The 17,048-nt window shown below is 60.8% G+C and carries 15 protein-coding genes; 14 read left to right on the forward strand and 1 reads right to left on the reverse strand.

The genetic code is table 11. From position 1 onward, the window contains the following. Nucleotides 1-160 precede the first annotated feature (160 nt). Entirely contained in the window at nucleotides 161-1,150 is a 990-nt protein-coding gene (locus tag CKW19_RS27315; RefSeq protein ID WP_095061535.1) for an alpha/beta hydrolase family protein, read from the reverse strand. Between the two features lie 73 nt (nucleotides 1,151-1,223). Between CKW19_RS27315 and CKW19_RS27320 the strand changes: the two genes are divergently transcribed. From CKW19_RS27320 to CKW19_RS27385, 14 genes are all read left to right on the forward strand, one after another. Further along, nucleotides 1,224-3,620, forward strand: a complete 2,397-nt coding sequence (locus CKW19_RS27320; RefSeq protein ID WP_095061537.1) for a PAS domain S-box protein — start codon at nucleotides 1,224-1,226, stop codon at nucleotides 3,618-3,620. Nucleotides 3,621-3,666: 46 nt separating this feature from the next. Then, nucleotides 3,667-4,320 (forward strand): response regulator transcription factor, encoded by a 654-nt coding sequence (locus CKW19_RS27325; protein ID WP_177408861.1) that lies wholly within the window; start codon nucleotides 3,667-3,669, stop codon nucleotides 4,318-4,320. A 317-nt stretch (nucleotides 4,321-4,637) separates the two neighbouring features. After that, the gene (locus CKW19_RS27330) at nucleotides 4,638-5,762 is read left to right on the forward strand and encodes an ABC transporter ATP-binding protein (RefSeq protein WP_095061539.1); all 1,125 of its coding nucleotides are present in this window, start codon (nucleotides 4,638-4,640) and stop codon (nucleotides 5,760-5,762) included. Nucleotides 5,763-5,810: 48 nt separating this feature from the next. Continuing rightward, the gene (locus CKW19_RS27335; protein WP_095061541.1) at nucleotides 5,811-6,854 is read left to right on the forward strand and encodes an ABC transporter substrate-binding protein; all 1,044 of its coding nucleotides are present in this window, start codon (nucleotides 5,811-5,813) and stop codon (nucleotides 6,852-6,854) included. A 188-nt stretch (nucleotides 6,855-7,042) separates the two neighbouring features. Then, nucleotides 7,043-8,290 carry an ABC transporter permease gene (locus tag CKW19_RS27340; RefSeq protein WP_095061543.1) on the forward strand — a complete coding sequence of 416 codons (1,248 nt, stop codon included), beginning with the start codon at nucleotides 7,043-7,045 and terminating at the stop codon, nucleotides 8,288-8,290. A gap of 12 nt (nucleotides 8,291-8,302) precedes the next feature. Then, entirely contained in the window at nucleotides 8,303-9,127 is an 825-nt protein-coding gene (locus CKW19_RS27345) for an ABC transporter permease (RefSeq protein ID WP_095061544.1), read from the forward strand. Between the two features lie 191 nt (nucleotides 9,128-9,318). Next, nucleotides 9,319-10,467 carry an iron-containing alcohol dehydrogenase gene (locus CKW19_RS27350; protein ID WP_095061546.1) on the forward strand — a complete coding sequence of 383 codons (1,149 nt, stop codon included), beginning with the start codon at nucleotides 9,319-9,321 and terminating at the stop codon, nucleotides 10,465-10,467. A gap of 115 nt (nucleotides 10,468-10,582) precedes the next feature. Next, nucleotides 10,583-11,257, forward strand: coding sequence for a ribulose-phosphate 3-epimerase (gene rpe / locus CKW19_RS27355; RefSeq protein WP_095061548.1), 675 nt, complete (start codon nucleotides 10,583-10,585; stop codon nucleotides 11,255-11,257). Beyond that, nucleotides 11,254-12,072: a phosphoglycolate phosphatase gene (locus tag CKW19_RS27360; protein WP_095061551.1), complete on the forward strand. Its 819-nt coding sequence runs from the start codon at nucleotides 11,254-11,256 to the stop codon at nucleotides 12,070-12,072. Before rpe ends, CKW19_RS27360 begins: the two co-directional genes overlap by 4 nt. Nucleotides 12,073-12,142: 70 nt before the next feature. After that, nucleotides 12,143-13,624 carry an anthranilate synthase component I gene (gene trpE / locus CKW19_RS27365; protein ID WP_095061555.1) on the forward strand — a complete coding sequence of 494 codons (1,482 nt, stop codon included), beginning with the start codon at nucleotides 12,143-12,145 and terminating at the stop codon, nucleotides 13,622-13,624. Between the two features lie 111 nt (nucleotides 13,625-13,735). Continuing rightward, on the forward strand, nucleotides 13,736-14,329 hold the full coding sequence (locus CKW19_RS27370; RefSeq protein WP_007906885.1) for an aminodeoxychorismate/anthranilate synthase component II: 594 nt from the start codon (nucleotides 13,736-13,738) through the stop codon (nucleotides 14,327-14,329). 9 nt (nucleotides 14,330-14,338) lie between these two features. Then, a complete protein-coding gene (trpD, locus tag CKW19_RS27375; RefSeq protein ID WP_095061557.1) occupies nucleotides 14,339-15,388 on the forward strand; it encodes an anthranilate phosphoribosyltransferase in 1,050 nt (349 codons plus the stop codon). Next, complete coding sequence (gene trpC / locus CKW19_RS27380; RefSeq protein WP_095061559.1) at nucleotides 15,385-16,221, forward strand: indole-3-glycerol phosphate synthase TrpC; 837 nt, start codon at nucleotides 15,385-15,387, stop codon at nucleotides 16,219-16,221. The genes trpD and trpC overlap by 4 nt, the downstream gene beginning before the upstream one ends. Before the next feature lie 122 nt (nucleotides 16,222-16,343). Continuing rightward, complete coding sequence (locus CKW19_RS27385) at nucleotides 16,344-17,045, forward strand: lipoate--protein ligase family protein (RefSeq protein WP_095061561.1); 702 nt, start codon at nucleotides 16,344-16,346, stop codon at nucleotides 17,043-17,045. Nucleotides 17,046-17,048: the final 3 nt, after the last annotated feature.

Raw genomic sequence — 17,048 nt, forward strand, 5'->3', positions numbered from 1 at the left:
GAGCCGATGCATTCCTTATCGGCGCATTAGGTGAAGGGGTGGGACGATGTCTCCCACGGTCTGTACTGGTCAGAGTCAGAAGCGAGGCTTTAGTCCCACCCACCCCTTCAAGTCTAAACATACAAGCGTGGCTTGCCTGCGATGAAGGTGGCGCAATCTGTCAGTCTGTCGCCGGCTGAGGATTCAACCAGCCCCGTACCCGACGGAACAGTTGTTCCTGCTCAGCCTTTTTGTCAGGCAATGCCTTGAGCGAAACCTGGCTGAATGCCGACGTCTTCACCCGTTTGCTGGCTTGCAGGCGGGCCAGCGCTGCATTGCGATCCAGCGGCTTGTCCATGTAGAAAATATCGGCGGTCGGCAGTTTCAGGTTCGGCGCCAGTGCATCCAGTTCGGGTTTCGCCTGAACAGGTGTTTGCGCGGCGATCATGACAAAGCGCTCGACTTGCGAGGGCTGCTTCTCGCTTATATAGCGCGCCGCCCAGTACGCGCCGGTGCCATGACCCAACAGCACGATGCGGCGAGCGCTTTGCTGTTCCGCGAAGGCCAGCGCCGCGTCGATACGGGCAAAGATGCGCTCGGCATCGGCGTTGCTCTGCTCCTCGCTGGTTTCGGCGATGACCTTGTCGGGTACCTCTGCTTCACCACCGGCAGCCTGTTCGATGGGGGTCGCGGTGGTCGAGTCTTTGCTGCCGACCTCGGGTGCCTTGGGCGCGGGGGGCGCTTCTGCGATTCGTGGCGTAATGGCATCGCTTTGCAGGTCCGGCAAGGTGATACTCAGGCTGCTCCACTCGGCGTCCGGCAACTTGCGTCGCAGCGGTCCGATAGCTTGCGGCCAGTCAGCGGTTTCGCCAGCGCCGGGGATGATAACGACCGCGCCTTTGGGTTCGGCGGTATTGGCAGGTTTCCACAGAGCCAGAAACGTGTCGGTACCGGCCTGCAGTTGTTGCTGTTCCTGAGTCGGAATTTTTCGTACAAGTGCTGTCGCCTCTTCCTGACTACGCTCAGGCAACGGCTGACGTTCGAGCGGTTTTTCTTCGGCAGGTTTTTCCGTTGCGGCAGGCGCCAGATCGGCGGCCTGAACGGAAAAAGCACAAGGCAGGATCAGCGACAGGCACAATGCTGGCAGTGCCAGGCGATAGACAGGGAGCATCGGATTTTCCAGGCCAGAAGTTATTCCGGCAGCCTAATGGGTTGGTCAGTATTTGTCAGTGTGTGAGAGTTCGATGATGCGTTTTCGCTGCCTGTGGGTTATCGGCTGTTTGTGGTTTCCCTTGATGGGTTGGGCGGCCGCCGCGCCCCCGGCGCATGTTGCGCAGCTGTCGCCGCAACAACAGCAATGGCTGGCGCAGCAGAGTGAGTTGCGGGTCGGGTTGGTGTTACAGGTGCCCTATGCGCAATACGATCGCCGCTTGCAGCGCCTGTCAGGGGCCAATGTCGAGTTGATGAAATGGCTGGCCAAGACCCTGAATGTCGAGCTGAGCTGGCGCAATTTTCCTGACCTTGAACAACTGGAAGCCGCCGCGCGTGAAGGCGAGATCGATATCGCTCCCGGGCTGACACAGACTCCTGGCGGCCTGCGTCTCTGGCAGTTTTCCGATCCGTACATGCGCGTGCCGCAACTGGTGGTCAGCGACCAGAAAAGCACCGGTGCGGTGGAGCTGGAAAAACTCGACAGCCAGACCCGTGTCGCCGTGCGCATGCCCAGCGCCACCGCCGACTATCTGCGTAGTAACTATCCTCACTTGAACCTGCAAGGCGTGCCGGTCGAACGTCAGGCACTGCAACTGCTGGCAAGCCAGCAGGCCGGTTATGCGGTGGTGGATGAGGCGCAACTGGGGCGGTTGTCCGTAGAACCGGAGTTCGCCGGGCTGGTGGTGGTCGGTGATATCGGCCTGCCGCAATTGTTGCGCGTGGCCACTCGGCGCGACAAACCGGAGCTCGCCGGCATCGTCGAAAGCGCGTTGCGGGCCATCCCGGCCAAGGATCTTGAGCAACTGCACAATCAATGGCTGCAACCCAAGTATCCACGGCTGACCGAGTCCCCCGGGTTTTGGCAAAACCTGTGCCTGCTGCTGGTCGTGCTGGCGCTGAGTTGCATGGCCATCGTGGCCTGGCAACGCCGCCAGCAGCACAGCCTGGAGCTGCGCCTGTCGGCCGCTCAGGAAGATATTGCCTTGCGTGCCGCCAGCGAAGAGGCGTTGCGGCTCACGCAGTTTTCGATTGATCAAAGCACCGTCGGCATCCTGTGGGTCAATTGGGACAGCCACGTGCGCTATGCCAATCGTGCGGCGGAAAGCATGCTCGGTTATGCACCGGGCGCGATCATCGATCGGCCGTTGATCGACTTCGAACCGGGCCTGCACATGGACCGCTGGTTGAACCTGTGGAAGCGCGCCCGCGCCAGTGACGAAGGGCCGCAAAGTTTCGAAACCACCTGCGTGCGTGCCGATGGCAGCCTCCTGCCAGCCGATGTCTCGTTGAGTTTCCTGCGCTTTCGCGAGGGTGAGTATCTGGTGGTCTACCTCAACGACGTCACCGAACGTCGCCGCGCACTGGCCGCGTTGCAGGAGAGTGAAGCGCGGCTGCAAGGTATCGCGGCGAACGTGCCTGGACTGGTCTTTCGCCTGGAGCGGGCGCCGGTGACCGGTCAGATCGATTTTGCCTACATCAGTGAAGGCAGTGAGAGCCTGGTGGGTTACTCGCCGGCGACCCTCGCTCATCGTGACAAAGGCTTGCGCAGCCTGGTGCATCCGGACGACAAGGCCAGCTATCGCCAGACTCAGGACCATGCGCTGGACACCGACAGCGACTGGTCCTGGCAAGGTCGCATCCTCACGCGTCAGGGCGAGCAGCGCTGGGCGGAAATCAAGGCGATCACCCGTCAGCTTGAAGACGGTGCTTATGTCTGGGACGGAATTGTCTGGGACATCAGCGAGAGCAAGCGTATCGAGCTGGAACTGGCCAGTTCCCGGGAGCAACTGCGCGAGTTGTCCGCGCATCTGGAGAGCGTGCGGGAAGAGGAAAAGGCGCGCATCGCCCGGGAAGTTCACGACGAGCTGGGTCAGATGTTGACGGTGCTCAAACTGGAAACGTCGATGTGCGAATTGGCCTACGCCCAGCTCGACCCCGGTCTGAATGAGCGGTTGACCAGCATGAAGCGCCTGATCGCGCAGTTGTTCCAGTTGGTGCGTGATGTGGCGACGGCGTTGCGTCCGCCGATTCTCGATGCGGGCATCGCTTCGGCCATTGAATGGCAGGCTCGACGATTCGAGGCGCGTACGCAGATTCCGTGTCTGGTGCAGGTGCCGGACAATCTGCCGGTACTCAGTGATGCCAAGGCCATTGGCTTGTTCCGGATCCTTCAGGAAGCGCTGACCAATGTCATGCGTCACGCCCAGGCGCATACTGTTGAGCTGACACTGGCGTTGGAAGGTGACGAGTTGTGTCTGACGGTCAGTGATGATGGCGTAGGATTTGTCGCCGCGCTTGGCAGGCCGACGTCGTTTGGGATTGTCGGAATGCGTGAGCGGGTCTTGATCCTGGGCGGCGAGTTGTCGCTGCAAAGTGAACCGGGTGAGGGCACGACATTAGAGGTGCGCGTGCCTTTGGACGAAGCCTGAAGAGTTTGTGGTGTCTGTGCTGACGCTTTTGCGAACAAGCTCGCGAATGATCTTGAATCTGGAGAAGAACGTGATCCGTGTACTGGTAGCCGAAGACCACACCATCGTCCGTGAAGGCATCAAGCAGTTGATCGGCCTGGCCAAGGATCTGCTGGTGGTGGGGGAGGCGAGCAACGGCGAACAGTTGCTCGAAACCTTGCGTCATGTGCCCTGCGAAGTGGTGCTGCTGGACATCTCCATGCCGGGCGTCAACGGTCTGGAGGCGATTCCGCGGATTCGTGCGCTGAACAATCCTCCGGCAATTCTGGTGCTATCGATGCACGACGAAGCGCAGATGGCTGCGCGAGCCCTGAAAGTCGGGGCGGCCGGTTATGCGACCAAGGACAGCGACCCGTCGTTGTTGCTAATGGCCATTCGCAAGGTGGCGGCAGGCGGGCGTTACATTGACCCGGACCTGGCGGACCGCATGGTCTTCGAAGTGGGGTTGACCGATTCGCGTCCATTGCACTCGCTGCTTTCGGAGCGCGAGTTCTCGGTGTTCGAGCGCCTGGCCCAGGGCGCCAACGTCAACGACATCGCCCAGCAACTGGCGCTCAGCAGCAAGACCATCAGCACCCACAAGGCGCGGTTAATGCAGAAGCTCAACATCACGTCGCTGGCGGAACTGGTGAAGTACGCCATGGAACACAAGCTCCTCTGAGCGCACCGAATCTCCTGTAGGCGCCGGCTTGCTGGCGATGGCGTCATTGAAATCGCTATCGCCAGCAAGCCGGCTCCTACAGGGTTCGTGCTGGCATATCCATTTGCGACACCTCAAAACATTGCTTTTGCCTGTGCTTGCGGCTTGTAGCTGCAAGCTTGCCGCTGCCTCTATCCAATCGCGCCATCCTTGTAGGGCAATCCCTACCCCCAACCTTCCATCCGGCTGAGGCCAATCTCTCTTGCGCCCCGATTTGCGTGGTCCCCAGCGTCCACTAGGCTTAGTCCACAGCAGTCATCAACAACAAAGGTGTGGGTATGAGCCAGGTCGATTCAAGCGCAGGGGCCAATGATGTTCTGGTCAGCTTTCGTGGAGTGCAGAAGAGCTACGACGGCGAGAACCTGATCGTCAAGGACCTCAACCTGGACATTCGCAAAGGCGAATTCCTCACCTTGCTCGGGCCGTCCGGCTCCGGCAAGACCACCAGCCTGATGATGCTCGCCGGTTTCGAGACACCGACCGCGGGCGAAATCCTGCTGGCCGGGCGCTCCATCAACAACGTGCCGCCACACAAGCGTGACATCGGCATGGTGTTCCAGAACTACGCGTTGTTCCCGCACATGACCGTGGCCGAGAACCTGGGCTTCCCGCTGACCGTGCGCGGCATGAACAAGAGTGACGTCAGCGACAAGGTCAAGCGTGTGCTGAGCATGGTGCAGCTCGATGCCTTCGCCCAGCGTTACCCGGCACAACTGTCCGGCGGTCAGCAGCAGCGAGTGGCATTGGCTCGCGCATTGGTGTTCGAACCGCAACTGGTGCTGATGGACGAACCCCTCGGCGCCCTCGACAAGCAACTGCGTGAACACATGCAGATGGAGATCAAACACCTGCACCAGCGACTGGGCGTGACCGTGGTCTACGTGACCCACGACCAGGGCGAAGCCTTGACCATGTCCGACCGCGTGGCGGTGTTCCATCAGGGCGAAATCCAGCAGATCGCGCCGCCGCGCACCCTCTACGAAGAGCCGAAAAACACGTTCGTCGCCAACTTCATCGGCGAGAACAACCGTCTCAATGGCCGCCTGCACAGCCAGACCGGCGACCGTTGCATTGTCGAACTCGGACGCGGCGAGAAGGTGGAGGCCCTGGCGGTCAACGTCGGCCAGACCGGCGAGCCGGTGACCCTGTCGATTCGTCCGGAGCGCGTGAGCCTCAACGGCTCCAGCGACCAATGCGTCAACCGCTTCTCCGGGCGTGTCGAGGAATTCATCTATCTGGGCGACCACGTCCGGGTTCGCCTGGAAGTCTGCGGCAAGACCGACTTCTTTGTGAAACAGCCGATTGCCGAGCTTGATCCCTCGCTCGCCGTCGGCGACGTGGTACCGCTTGGCTGGCAGGTTGAGCACGTTCGCGCGCTCGATCCACTTCTAGAGGCGCATTGATCGCCCCGGCAATACCAACACCAACCCTGCACGTGGAGAGAACAATAAATGTTGAGATCCCTGAAATTCACCGCATTGGCACTGGGCATGATCGGCGCGTCTGGCGCAATGGCCGCGGGCCCGGACCTGACCGTGGTGTCATTTGGCGGGGCGAACAAGGCCGCGCAGGTCAAAGCCTTCTACGCACCGTGGGAAGCGGCAGGCAACGGCAAGATCGTCGCCGGCGAGTACAACGGTGAAATGGCCAAGGTCAAAGCCATGGTCGACACCAAGAGCGTGTCCTGGGACCTGGTAGAGGTTGAGTCGCCAGAACTGTCCCGTGGTTGCGACGAAGACATGTTCGAGCAACTGGACCCGGCGCTGTTCGGCAAAACCGAAGACTACGTCAAAGGCGCCATCCAGCCATGCGGCGTGGGCTTCTTCGTGTGGTCGACCGTGTTGGCCTACAACGCCGACAAGCTGAAAACCGCACCGACCAGTTGGGTGGATTTCTGGGACACCAAGCAGTTCCCGGGCAAGCGTGGCCTGCGTAAAGGCGCCAAGTACACCCTGGAATTCGCACTGATGGCCGACGGCGTTGCGCCGAAAGACGTCTACAAAGTGCTGGCCGGCAAAGAGGGTCAGGACCGCGCGTTCAAGAAACTCGATGAGCTCAAGCCAAGCATTCAGTGGTGGGAAGCCGGCGCACAACCGCCGCAGTACCTCGCTTCCGGTGACGTGGTCATGAGCTCGGCCTACAACGGCCGCATCGCTGCCGTGCAAAAAGAAAGCAACCTGAAAGTGGTGTGGAACGGCGGCATCTACGACTTCGACGCATGGGCCATTCCAAAAGGTCTGGACGCCAAGCGCGCCGAAGCGGCGAAGAAATTCATCGCCTTCTCGGTACAGCCGCAGCAGCAGAAGACCTACTCGGAAAACATCGCTTACGGCCCGGCGAATATCCAGGCCGTACCGTTGCTGGCCAAGGATGTCCTGAAAGACATGCCGACCACCCCGGAAAACATCGCCAACCAGGTGCAGATCGACGTCAGCTTCTGGGCTGACAACGGCGAGCAACTGGAACAGCGCTTCAATTCCTGGGCGGCGAAGTAAGCAGCGATTGAACCTGTAGGAGCTGGCTTGCCAGCGATCCGGGCGACACGGTGTATCAGCCAGACCCCGTTATCGTTCATCGCTGGCAAGCCAGGCTCCTACAGGTGATGAGTGTTATCAAGAACAGAGGTGGCCTTGTCCTCAAGAAGCGCCACCTCTGTAACGATCAAAGATTTCCGGAGTACGCCATGGCTATCGCCGTTCCCGTGAACGCGGGCACTGACCCCACCTTGAAGCAACGGCTCAAGCACGCCGAGCGGGTCAACCGCTGGAAGGCCCAGGCGCTGATCGCGCCGCTGGTGCTGTTTCTGTTGCTGGTGTTCCTGGTGCCGATCGTGGCGCTGCTCTACAAAAGCGTTGGCAACCCCGAAGTGGTCGGCGGCATGCCGCGCACCGTGACCGCCATCGCCAGCTGGGATGGCCGAGGCCTGCCCGCTGAACCGGTTTATAAAGCAGCGGCCGAAGACCTCGCCGAGGCTCGCAAGAATCAGACCCTGGGCGATCTGTCCAAACGCCTGAACATGGAACTGGCCGGCTACCGCAGCCTGCTGACCAAAACCGCCCGCGCCTTGCCGTTCGCCACCGAACCAGCTTCTTATAAAGAAGCGCTGGAAGGTCTCGACGAGCGTTGGGGCGACCCGGCCTACTGGCAAGCAGTTCGCCGCAACACCAGCAGCATCACCCCGTATTACCTGCTCGCGGCTGTCGATCACCGCATCGACGACCTCGGCGAAATCGCCCCGGCCACCCCGGACCAGGCGATCTACCTCGACATTTTCGCCCGCACCTTCTGGATGGGTCTGGTCATTACCGTGATCTGCCTGGTGCTGGCGTATCCACTGGCGTACCTGTTGGCCAATCTGCCGTCGCGGCAGAGCAACCTGCTGATGATTCTGGTGCTGCTGCCATTCTGGACGTCGATCCTGGTGCGGGTCGCGGCGTGGATCGTGTTGCTGCAATCGGGTGGCCTGATCAACAGCGGCCTGATGGCCATGGGCATCATCGATAAACCGATCGAGCTGGTGTTCAACCGCGTCGGTGTCTACATCTCGATGGTGCACATCCTGCTGCCGTTCATGATCCTGCCGATCTACAGCGTGATGAAAGGCATCTCGCCGACCTACATGCGCGCCGCGATTTCTCTCGGCTGCCATCCGTTCGCCAGTTTCTGGCGGGTCTACTTCCCGCAGACCTATGCCGGTGTCGGCGCCGGTTGCCTGTTGGTGTTCATCCTCGCCATCGGCTACTACATCACCCCGGCTCTGCTGGGCAGCCCGAACGATCAAATGGTCAGCTACTTCGTCGCCTTCTACACCAACACCAGCATCAACTGGGGCATGGCGACCGCACTCGGTGGGCTGCTGCTGTTGGCGACGGTCGTGCTTTATCTGATTTACAGCTGGCTGGTGGGCGCGAGCCGCCTGCGCCTGAGCTAAGGGGAAAACGAAATGCTGAGTCCTTACATGTCGCCCATCGAACGGGTGTGGTTCTACAGCTTGCGGATTCTCTGCGGCTTGATTCTGTTGTTCCTGATCCTGCCGGTGCTGGTGATCATTCCGCTGTCGTTCAACTCCGGCAGTTTCCTGGTGTACCCGCTGCAAGGCTTCTCGCTGCAGTGGTACCAAGACTTCTTCGCCTCGGCAGAATGGATGCGCGCCCTGAAGAACAGCATCATTGTCGCCCCGGCGGCCACCGTGCTGGCCATGGTCTTCGGCACACTGGCGGCGATCGGCCTGACCCGGGGCGACTTCCCCGGCAAAGCGCTGGTGATGGCGTTGGTGATTTCGCCGATGGTGGTGCCGGTGGTGATCATCGGTGTGGCCAGTTACCTGTTCTTTGCTCCGCTGGGATTGGGTAACAGCTTCTTCTCGTTGATCGTGGTGCATGCGGTGCTGGGTGTGCCGTTTGTGATCATCACTGTGTCGGCGACGTTGCAGGGGTTTAACCACAATCTGGTGCGTGCCGCTGCGAGCCTCGGTGCTTCGCCGCTGGTCGCGTTCCGTCGCGTGACGTTGCCGTTGATCGCGCCGGGTGTGATTTCCGGTGCACTGTTCGCCTTCGCGACCTCGTTCGACGAAGTGGTGGTGACACTGTTCCTCGCTGGTCCCGAGCAGGCGACCTTGCCACGGCAGATGTTCAGCGGCATCCGCGAAAACCTCAGCCCGACCATCGCCGCCGCCGCGACGCTGCTGATCGCGTTCTCGGTGGTGCTGTTGCTGACCCTGGAATGGCTGCGAGGCCGTAGCGAAAAACTGCGTACCGCGCAGGTCTGATACCGCTTCTTGCAGGAGCCGGCTTGCTGGCGAATGGTGCAACGCGGTGTGCCTGATACACCGCTTTCGCCGGCAAGCCGGCTCCTACAGGGTCGTGTCAGGCGTGGGTCATTCATGACCTGAATGGCAGACAACCCGCAATCCCCAGCTACTATTGTGCCCAGCTCCCCTACCTATAAGAGGCTGCGCACATGGGTCTTTCCTCTTTCAAAATCGCTCACAAACTGATCACCGGCGCAGGGGCTATCGAGCAACTCGCTGCCGAACTCACGCGTCTGGATATCGACAACCCACTGATCGTCACCGACGCCGCGCTGGTCAAATCCGGCACGGTAGAGCTCGCTCTGGCGCAGCTCGGGGGGCGGACGTACGAAATTTTTGATCGCGTGTTGCCGGACCCGGAAATCGCCATCGTCGAAGACTGCATGCAGGTCTATCGCGATGGCGGGCATGACGGTTTGATCGGCCTCGGCGGCGGCAGTGCCATCGACATCGCCAAGAGTGTGGCTGCCTATGCGGGTTATCACGGCGCGCTGGAGGATCTGTTCGGCGTCGACCAGGTGCCGCGCAAAGGCCCACCGCTGATCGCCATTCCGACCACTGCCGGCACCGGCTCGGAAGTGACCAATGTGGCGATTCTTTCCGACAAGGTCGCGCAGCTGAAGAAGGGCATCGTCAGCGATTATTTGCTGCCCGATGTGGCGCTGGTCAGCCCGCAGATGACCCTGACGTGCCCACGCAGCGTCACCGCCGCCAGTGGTGTCGATGCCTTGGTGCATGCCATCGAATCCTATCTGTCGGTCAACGCCTCGCCGATTACCGACGCGCTGGCGATTGGCGCCATCAAACTGATCACCAAGGCATTGCCCAAGGCATACGCCAACCCGTCGAACCTGCAAGCCCGGGAAGACATGGCCACCGCCAGCCTGATGGCGGGCATGGCATTCGGTAATGCCGGGGTCGGCGCGGTGCATGCGCTGGCGTACCCGCTGGGCGGGCGGTTCAACATTGCGCACGGGGTGAGCAATGCCTTGCTCCTGCCCTATGTCATGACCTGGAACAAGATGGCCTGTGTCGAGCGCATGCAGGATATCGCTGAGGCCATGGGGGTGCAGACCGCTCACCTGAGTACCAATGAGGCGGCGGACAAAGCCGTGGTTGCCATGACTGAATTGTGCGCGGCAGTGGAGATTCCACAGGGGTTGCGCAGTTTCGGCGTTCCCGAAGACGCCATCCCGGCCATGGCCGTGGAAGCGGCGGGGATCGAGCGCCTGATGCGCAACAATCCGCGCAAGCTGAATGCCGTCGATATCGAAAAGATCTATCGCGCGGCGTACTAGGGCCTTCGCTGATCAGGGATGATGGCCAGGTCCAATCATCGCGCTCACGGTGCGCGCGCCAAAGTATGAGGTATACAATGCGCGCCATCGTGATTCTGCTCAGAAAAGGTGCGTCATGCAGCCCTTCGTAATTGCTCCGTCGATTCTCTCCGCCGACTTCGCCCGCCTGGGTGAAGAAGTGGATAACGTCCTGGCCGCCGGCGCCGACTTCGTGCACTTCGATGTCATGGATAACCACTACGTGCCCAACCTGACCATCGGCCCGATGGTCTGTGCGGCGCTTCGCAAGTACGGCGTGACTGCGCCGATCGACGCGCACCTGATGGTCAGCCCTGTGGACCGCATCGTTGGCGACTTCATCGAAGCCGGTGCGACCTACATCACCTTCCACCCGGAAGCCAGCCAGCACGTCGATCGCTCCCTGCAACTGATCCGCGAAGGCGGCTGCAAGTCGGGCCTGGTGTTCAACCCGGCGACCCCGCTGGACGTGCTCAAGTACGTGATGGACAAGGTCGACATGATCTTGCTGATGAGCGTCAACCCAGGCTTCGGCGGGCAGAAATTCATCCCCGGCACCCTCGACAAGCTGCGTGAAGCGCGGGCATTGATCGATGCTTCGGGCCGTGACATCCGCCTGGAAATCGACGGCGGCGTGAACGTGAACAACATTCGTGAAATCGCCGCGGCCGGTGCTGACACCTTCGTCGCCGGCTCGGCCATTTTCAATGCGCCGAACTATCAGGAAGTCATCGACAAGATGCGCTCCGAACTGGCACTGGCGCGCCCATGAGTGGTTTTGAGCAGCTTTTTCCGGGGCGTCTGCCACGGCTGGTGATGTTCGATCTGGACGGTACGCTGATCGATTCGGTCCCGGACCTGGCGGCGGCTGTGGATAACATGCTGCTCAAACTCGGTCGCGAGCCTGCGGGCCTTGGGGCCGTGCGCGAATGGGTCGGCAATGGCGCGCCGGTGCTGGTGCGTCGTGCACTGGCCGGCGGCATCGATCATTCGGCGGTTGATGACAGCGAAGCCGAGCGGGCGCTGGAGTATTTCATGCAGGCCTATGGCGAAAGCCATGAGCTGACCGTGGTCTATCCCGGCGTTCGTGACACCCTCCGCTGGCTGAAAAAGCAGGGTGTCGAGATGGCGCTGATCACCAACAAGCCGGAGCGATTCGTCGCGCCGCTGCTGGATCAGATGAAGATCGGCCGGTATTTCCGCTGGATCATCGGTGGTGACACCCTGCCACAGCAAAAACCCGACCCGGCTGCGCTGTTTTTCGTGATGAAAATGGCCAACATTCCGGCGTCGCAGTCCTTGTTCGTCGGCGATTCGCGCAGCGATGTGCTGGCGGCGAAAGCCGCGGGGGTCCAGTGCGTCGCCCTGAGCTACGGCTATAACCACGGACGACCGATTGCCGAAGAGTCACCGGCCCTGGTGATCGATGATCTGCGCATGCTAATTCCCGGTTGCCTGGATCCGGCCGCTGAGATAACGTTGGCCGACGCTGTTAAACCCCCTTCTGGAAACGCCATCGTGGTGGTCACTCGCAAACTCTGGATGAAAGTCATGAAGGCCCTGGCCCGCTGGCGTTGGCGCGCCTGACTTGATCCTGGCCGGTAATCCGGCGCGTTTGCACACCTGACCGTTTGACCCTCATGCCACGAGGCACCTCATGATCCGCGAAGAATTCCTGCGTTTGGCCGCTGCCGGCTATAACCGTATCCCGCTTGCCTGTGAAACCCTGGCTGACTTCGACACGCCGTTGTCGATCTACCTGAAACTGGCCGACGAGCCCAATTCCTACCTGCTGGAATCCGTACAGGGCGGCGAGAAGTGGGGCCGTTACTCGATCATCGGCCTGCCGTGCCGCACCGTGCTGCGGGTTCACGATCATCACGTCAGCGTGACCGTCGATGGCATCGAGACCGAAAGCCACGACGTCGAAGACCCGCTGGCCTTCGTCGAGACCTTCAAGGCCCGCTACAACGTGCCGACCATCGCCGGCCTGCCGCGCTTCAACGGCGGCCTGGTGGGTTACTTCGGCTATGACTGCGTGCGTTATGTGGAGAAGCGTCTGGGCAAGTGCCCGAACCCGGATCCGCTGGGCGTGCCGGACATTCTGCTGATGGTGTCCGACGCCGTGGTGGTGTTCGACAACCTCGCTGGCAAGATGCACGCCATCGTCCTGGCCGATCCGGCGCAGGAAGATGCTTTCGAACAAGGTCGCGCCCGCCTGGAGGCGCTGCTGGAAAAACTCCGTCAGCCGATCACCCCGCGCCGTGGCCTGGATTTCAGCCAGCAACAGTCGGCTGATCCAGTCTTCCGTTCGAGCTTCACCCAGAACGATTACGAAAAAGCCGTCGACACCATCAAGGAATACATCCTGGCCGGTGACTGCATGCAGGTCGTGCCGTCCCAGCGCATGTCGATCGACTTCAAGGCCGCGCCGATTGATCTGTACCGTGCGCTGCGCTGCTTCAACCCGACGCCATACATGTACTTCTTCAACTTCGGCGACTTCCACGTCGTCGGCAGTTCACCAGAAGTGCTGGTGCGGGTCGAAGACAACCTGATCACCGTGCGCCCGATTGCCGGCACCCGTCCACGGGGCGCCAGCGAAGAGGCGGATCTGGCGCTGGAAAAGGACTTGCTGTCCGACGACAAGGAAATCGCCGAGCATTTGATGCTGATCGACCTGGGTCGTAACGACACCGGTCGCGTTTCGGAAATCGGCTCGGTGAAACTGACCGAGAAGATGGTCATCGAGCGTTACTCCAACGTGATGCACATCGTGTCCAACGTCACCGGGCAATTGAAAGCCGGGCTGACGGCGATGGATGCACTGCGGGCGATTCTGCCGGCGGGCACCTTGTCTGGCGCACCGAAAATTCGTGCAATGGAAATCATCGACGAACTGGAGCCGGTCAAGCGTGGCGTGTATGGCGGCGCGGTCGGTTACTTCGCCTGGAACGGCAACATGGACACCGCGATTGCGATCCGCACGGCGGTGATCAAGGACGGCGAACTGCACGTACAGGCCGGTGGCGGCATCGTCGCCGACTCGGTGCCGGCGCTGGAATGGGAAGAAACCCTGAACAAGCGCCGCGCCATGTTCCGCGCCGTGGCGCTGGCTGAACAAACTCCGCAAGGCTGACCGATGACTGCCCGTATGCCGGCCGCCTTGAGCGATCAAGCGCTGGACGCTGCGGGCGATGCAATCGAGCGCCGTATTAGTAGTCAGTGAATTCAAGAGGTTCTTAACGCCATGTTGCTGATGATCGATAACTACGACTCTTTTACCTACAACGTTGTGCAATACCTTGGTGAGCTCGGCTCCCAGGTCAAAGTCGTGCGCAACGATGAACTCACCATCGCCGAAATCGAAGCCCTCAACCCTGAGCGCATTGTTGTGTCGCCCGGTCCCTGCACCCCGACCGAAGCCGGCATCTCGATCGAAGCGATCAAGCATTTCGCCGGCAAGCTGCCGATTCTGGGCGTGTGCCTGGGCCATCAGTCCATCGGTCAGGCCTTTGGCGGCGATGTGGTGCGTGCCCGTCAGGTCATGCACGGCAAAACCAGCCCGGTGTTCCACGAGGACAAAGGTGTATTCGAAGGTTTGAACCGTCCGCTGACGGTCACGCGCTATCATTCATTGATCGTCAAACGCGAAACCCTGCCCGATTGCCTCGAGCTGACCGCCTGGACCCAGCTTGAAGACGGCTCGGTCGACGAGATCATGGGCCTGCGCCACAAGACCTTGAACATCGAGGGCGTGCAGTTTCACCCTGAGTCGATCCTCACCGAGCAGGGCCACGAACTGTTCGCCAACTTCCTCAAACAAACCGGCGGCACGCGCTAAGGACGACTCATGAATATCAAGACAGCCCTGGGCCGTATCGTCGAACACCTCGACCTCAGCACCGAAGAAATGCGCGATGTGATGCGTGAAATCATGACCGGACAATGCACGGACGCGCAGATCGGCGCGTTCATGATGGCCATGCGCATGAAGAGCGAAAGCATCGACGAAATCGTCGGCGCCGTATCGGTCATGCGTGAGCTGGCAGACAAGGTCGAGCTCAAGACCCTCCACGGTGTAGTCGATGTGGTTGGCACCGGCGGCGACGGCGCGAACATCTTCAACGTGTCGACGGCTTCGGCCTTCGTAGTCTCGGCGGCCGGTTGCACCGTGGCCAAGCATGGCAACCGCGCGGTCTCGGGCAAGAGCGGCAGTGCCGACCTGCTGGAGGCGGCGGGTATCTACCTGAGCCTGACGCCGGTGCAAGTCGCGCGTTGCATCGACAACGTCGGCATCGGCTTCATGTTTGCCCAGACTCACCACCGTGCCATGAAGTACGCCGCGGGTCCGCGCAAGGACCTGGGCTTGCGCACTTTGTTCAACATGCTCGGCCCGCTTACGAATCCGGCCGGTGTTAAACACCAGGTGGTGGGCGTGTTCACCCAAACGCTGTGCCGGCCATTGGCTGAAGTGTTGCAGCGCCTGGGCAGCAAGCACGTGTTGGTGGTGCATTCGAAGGATGGTCTGGACGAGTTCAGCCTCGCAGCGCCGACCTTTGTCGCCGAACTGAAAGACGACCAGATCACCGAGTATTGGGTCGAACCGGAAGACCTTGGCATGAAGAGCCAGAGTCTGCATGGGCTGGCGGTCGAAAGCCCGGAGGCGTCCCTGGAACTGATTCGCGATGCCCTGGGCAAGCGCAAGACCGAAAACGGTCAGAAGGCTGCCGAGATGATCATGCTCAATGCCGGTGCCGCGCTGTACGCCGCCGACCATGCCAGCAGTCTCAAAGAAGGCGTTGCCTTGGCGCACGATGCGCTGCACACCGGCCTCGCTCGGGAAAAACTCGAGGAGCTGGGTGCGTTTACCGCGGTATTCAAAGTGGAGAATGAGGGATGAGTGTGCCGACGGTTCTGGAAAACATTCTGGCGCGCAAGGTTGAGGAAGTTGCCGAGCGTCGCGCTCGCGTCAGCCTCGCCGAGCTGGAAAGTCTGGCCAAGGCGGCCGATGCACCCCGTGGTTTTGCCAAGGCGCTGCTGGCTCAGGCCAAGCTGAAACAGCCGGCAGTCATTGCTGAAATCAAGAAGGCTTCGCCGAGCAAAGGCGTGATCCGTGAGAACTTCGTTCCCGCCGACATCGCTAAAAGCTACGAGAAGGGCGGCGCAACCTGCCTGTCGGTGCTCACCGATATCGACTTCTTCCAGGGGGCTGACGCGTATCTGCAACAGGCACGAGCGGCGTGCAGCCTGCCGGTGATCCGCAAGGATTTCATGATCGATCCGTACCAGATCGTCGAAGCGCGCGCCTTGGGCGCCGATTGCGTGCTGTTGATCGTTTCCGCACTGGATGACGTGAAAATGGCCGAGCTGGCGGCCGTGGCCAAAAGCGTCAATCTCGATGTGCTGGTGGAAGTCCACGATGGCGACGAGTTGGAGCGGGCATTGAAAACCCTCGACACTCCGCTGGTCGGCATCAACAACCGCAACCTGCACACCTTCGACGTCAGCCTCGAAACCACGCTCGACCTGCTGCCGCGTATCCCTCGCGATCGTTTGGTGATCACCGAAAGCGGCATCTTCAACCGCGCCGATGTCGAGTTGATGGAAATCAGCGACGTCTACGCGTTCCTGGTCGGTGAAGCATTCATGCGCGCTGAAAGCCCGGGCACTGAGTTGCAGCGTTTGTTCTTCCCTGAGCGCGGCGTGCCTGTCAGCGGTTCGACCCTCGACTAAAAAGCATCGCGAGCAAGTGCGCTTCTACATTGGATTTTTGGCGTAAGCAAATCCCCTGTAGGAGCTTGCTCGCGATAGCGGCATAAGAAACACCACAGACGTTGTGTCCGACGGATTCCCTTATGACCTCACCTGTCTCCCTGACCATCGAAGCGGGCTTGCAAGCCGAACAGGACTTGCTGGCATCAGTCTGTGCCGGCGACGACAATTTCGGCCTGCTGTTCTGGCAACCAAGCGATCAAGCCTTGGTCATGCCGCGCCGCTTGAGTCGCCTGCCAGGTTTTGAATCGGCATGTGAGGTGTCGGCGGCAGCAGGCTGGCCCGTGTTGTTGCGCGATACCGGTGGCGAACCTGTCCCGCAATCAGCCACCACGATCAACATCGCCCTGGTCTACGCCCCACCCCGCAGCGAAGGCGACTTGAACCGCATCGAATCCGGCTACCGCCGTTTGTGCGATCCGATCTGTCAGATGCTGGATGAGTTGGGCGGCAGATCGTCCCTGGGTGAAATCGAGGGAGCGTTCTGCGATGGCCGCTTCAACGTCAACCTGGACGGACGCAAGATGGTCGGTACCGCCCAGCGCTGGCGTCAGAGTCAGGGCGGTCAACGTCCGGTGGGACTGGTGCACGGTGCGATGTTGATCGATAACGAGCGAGAGTCGATGGTTGCGGCGGTCAACCGCTTCAACGAGGCGTGTGGGCTCGAACAACGGGTGCGCGCCGAAAGCCACATCGCCCTGCATGAGAAATACACCGCACCGGATGCGCTGGCGCGTCTCGATGAGCTTTACCGGCTGGTGCTCGAGCAGATGTTCAGCCGCTAGCTT

The organism is Pseudomonas sp. Irchel s3f7, assembly GCF_900187615.1.
Lineage (GTDB): Bacteria > Pseudomonadota > Gammaproteobacteria > Pseudomonadales > Pseudomonadaceae > Aquipseudomonas.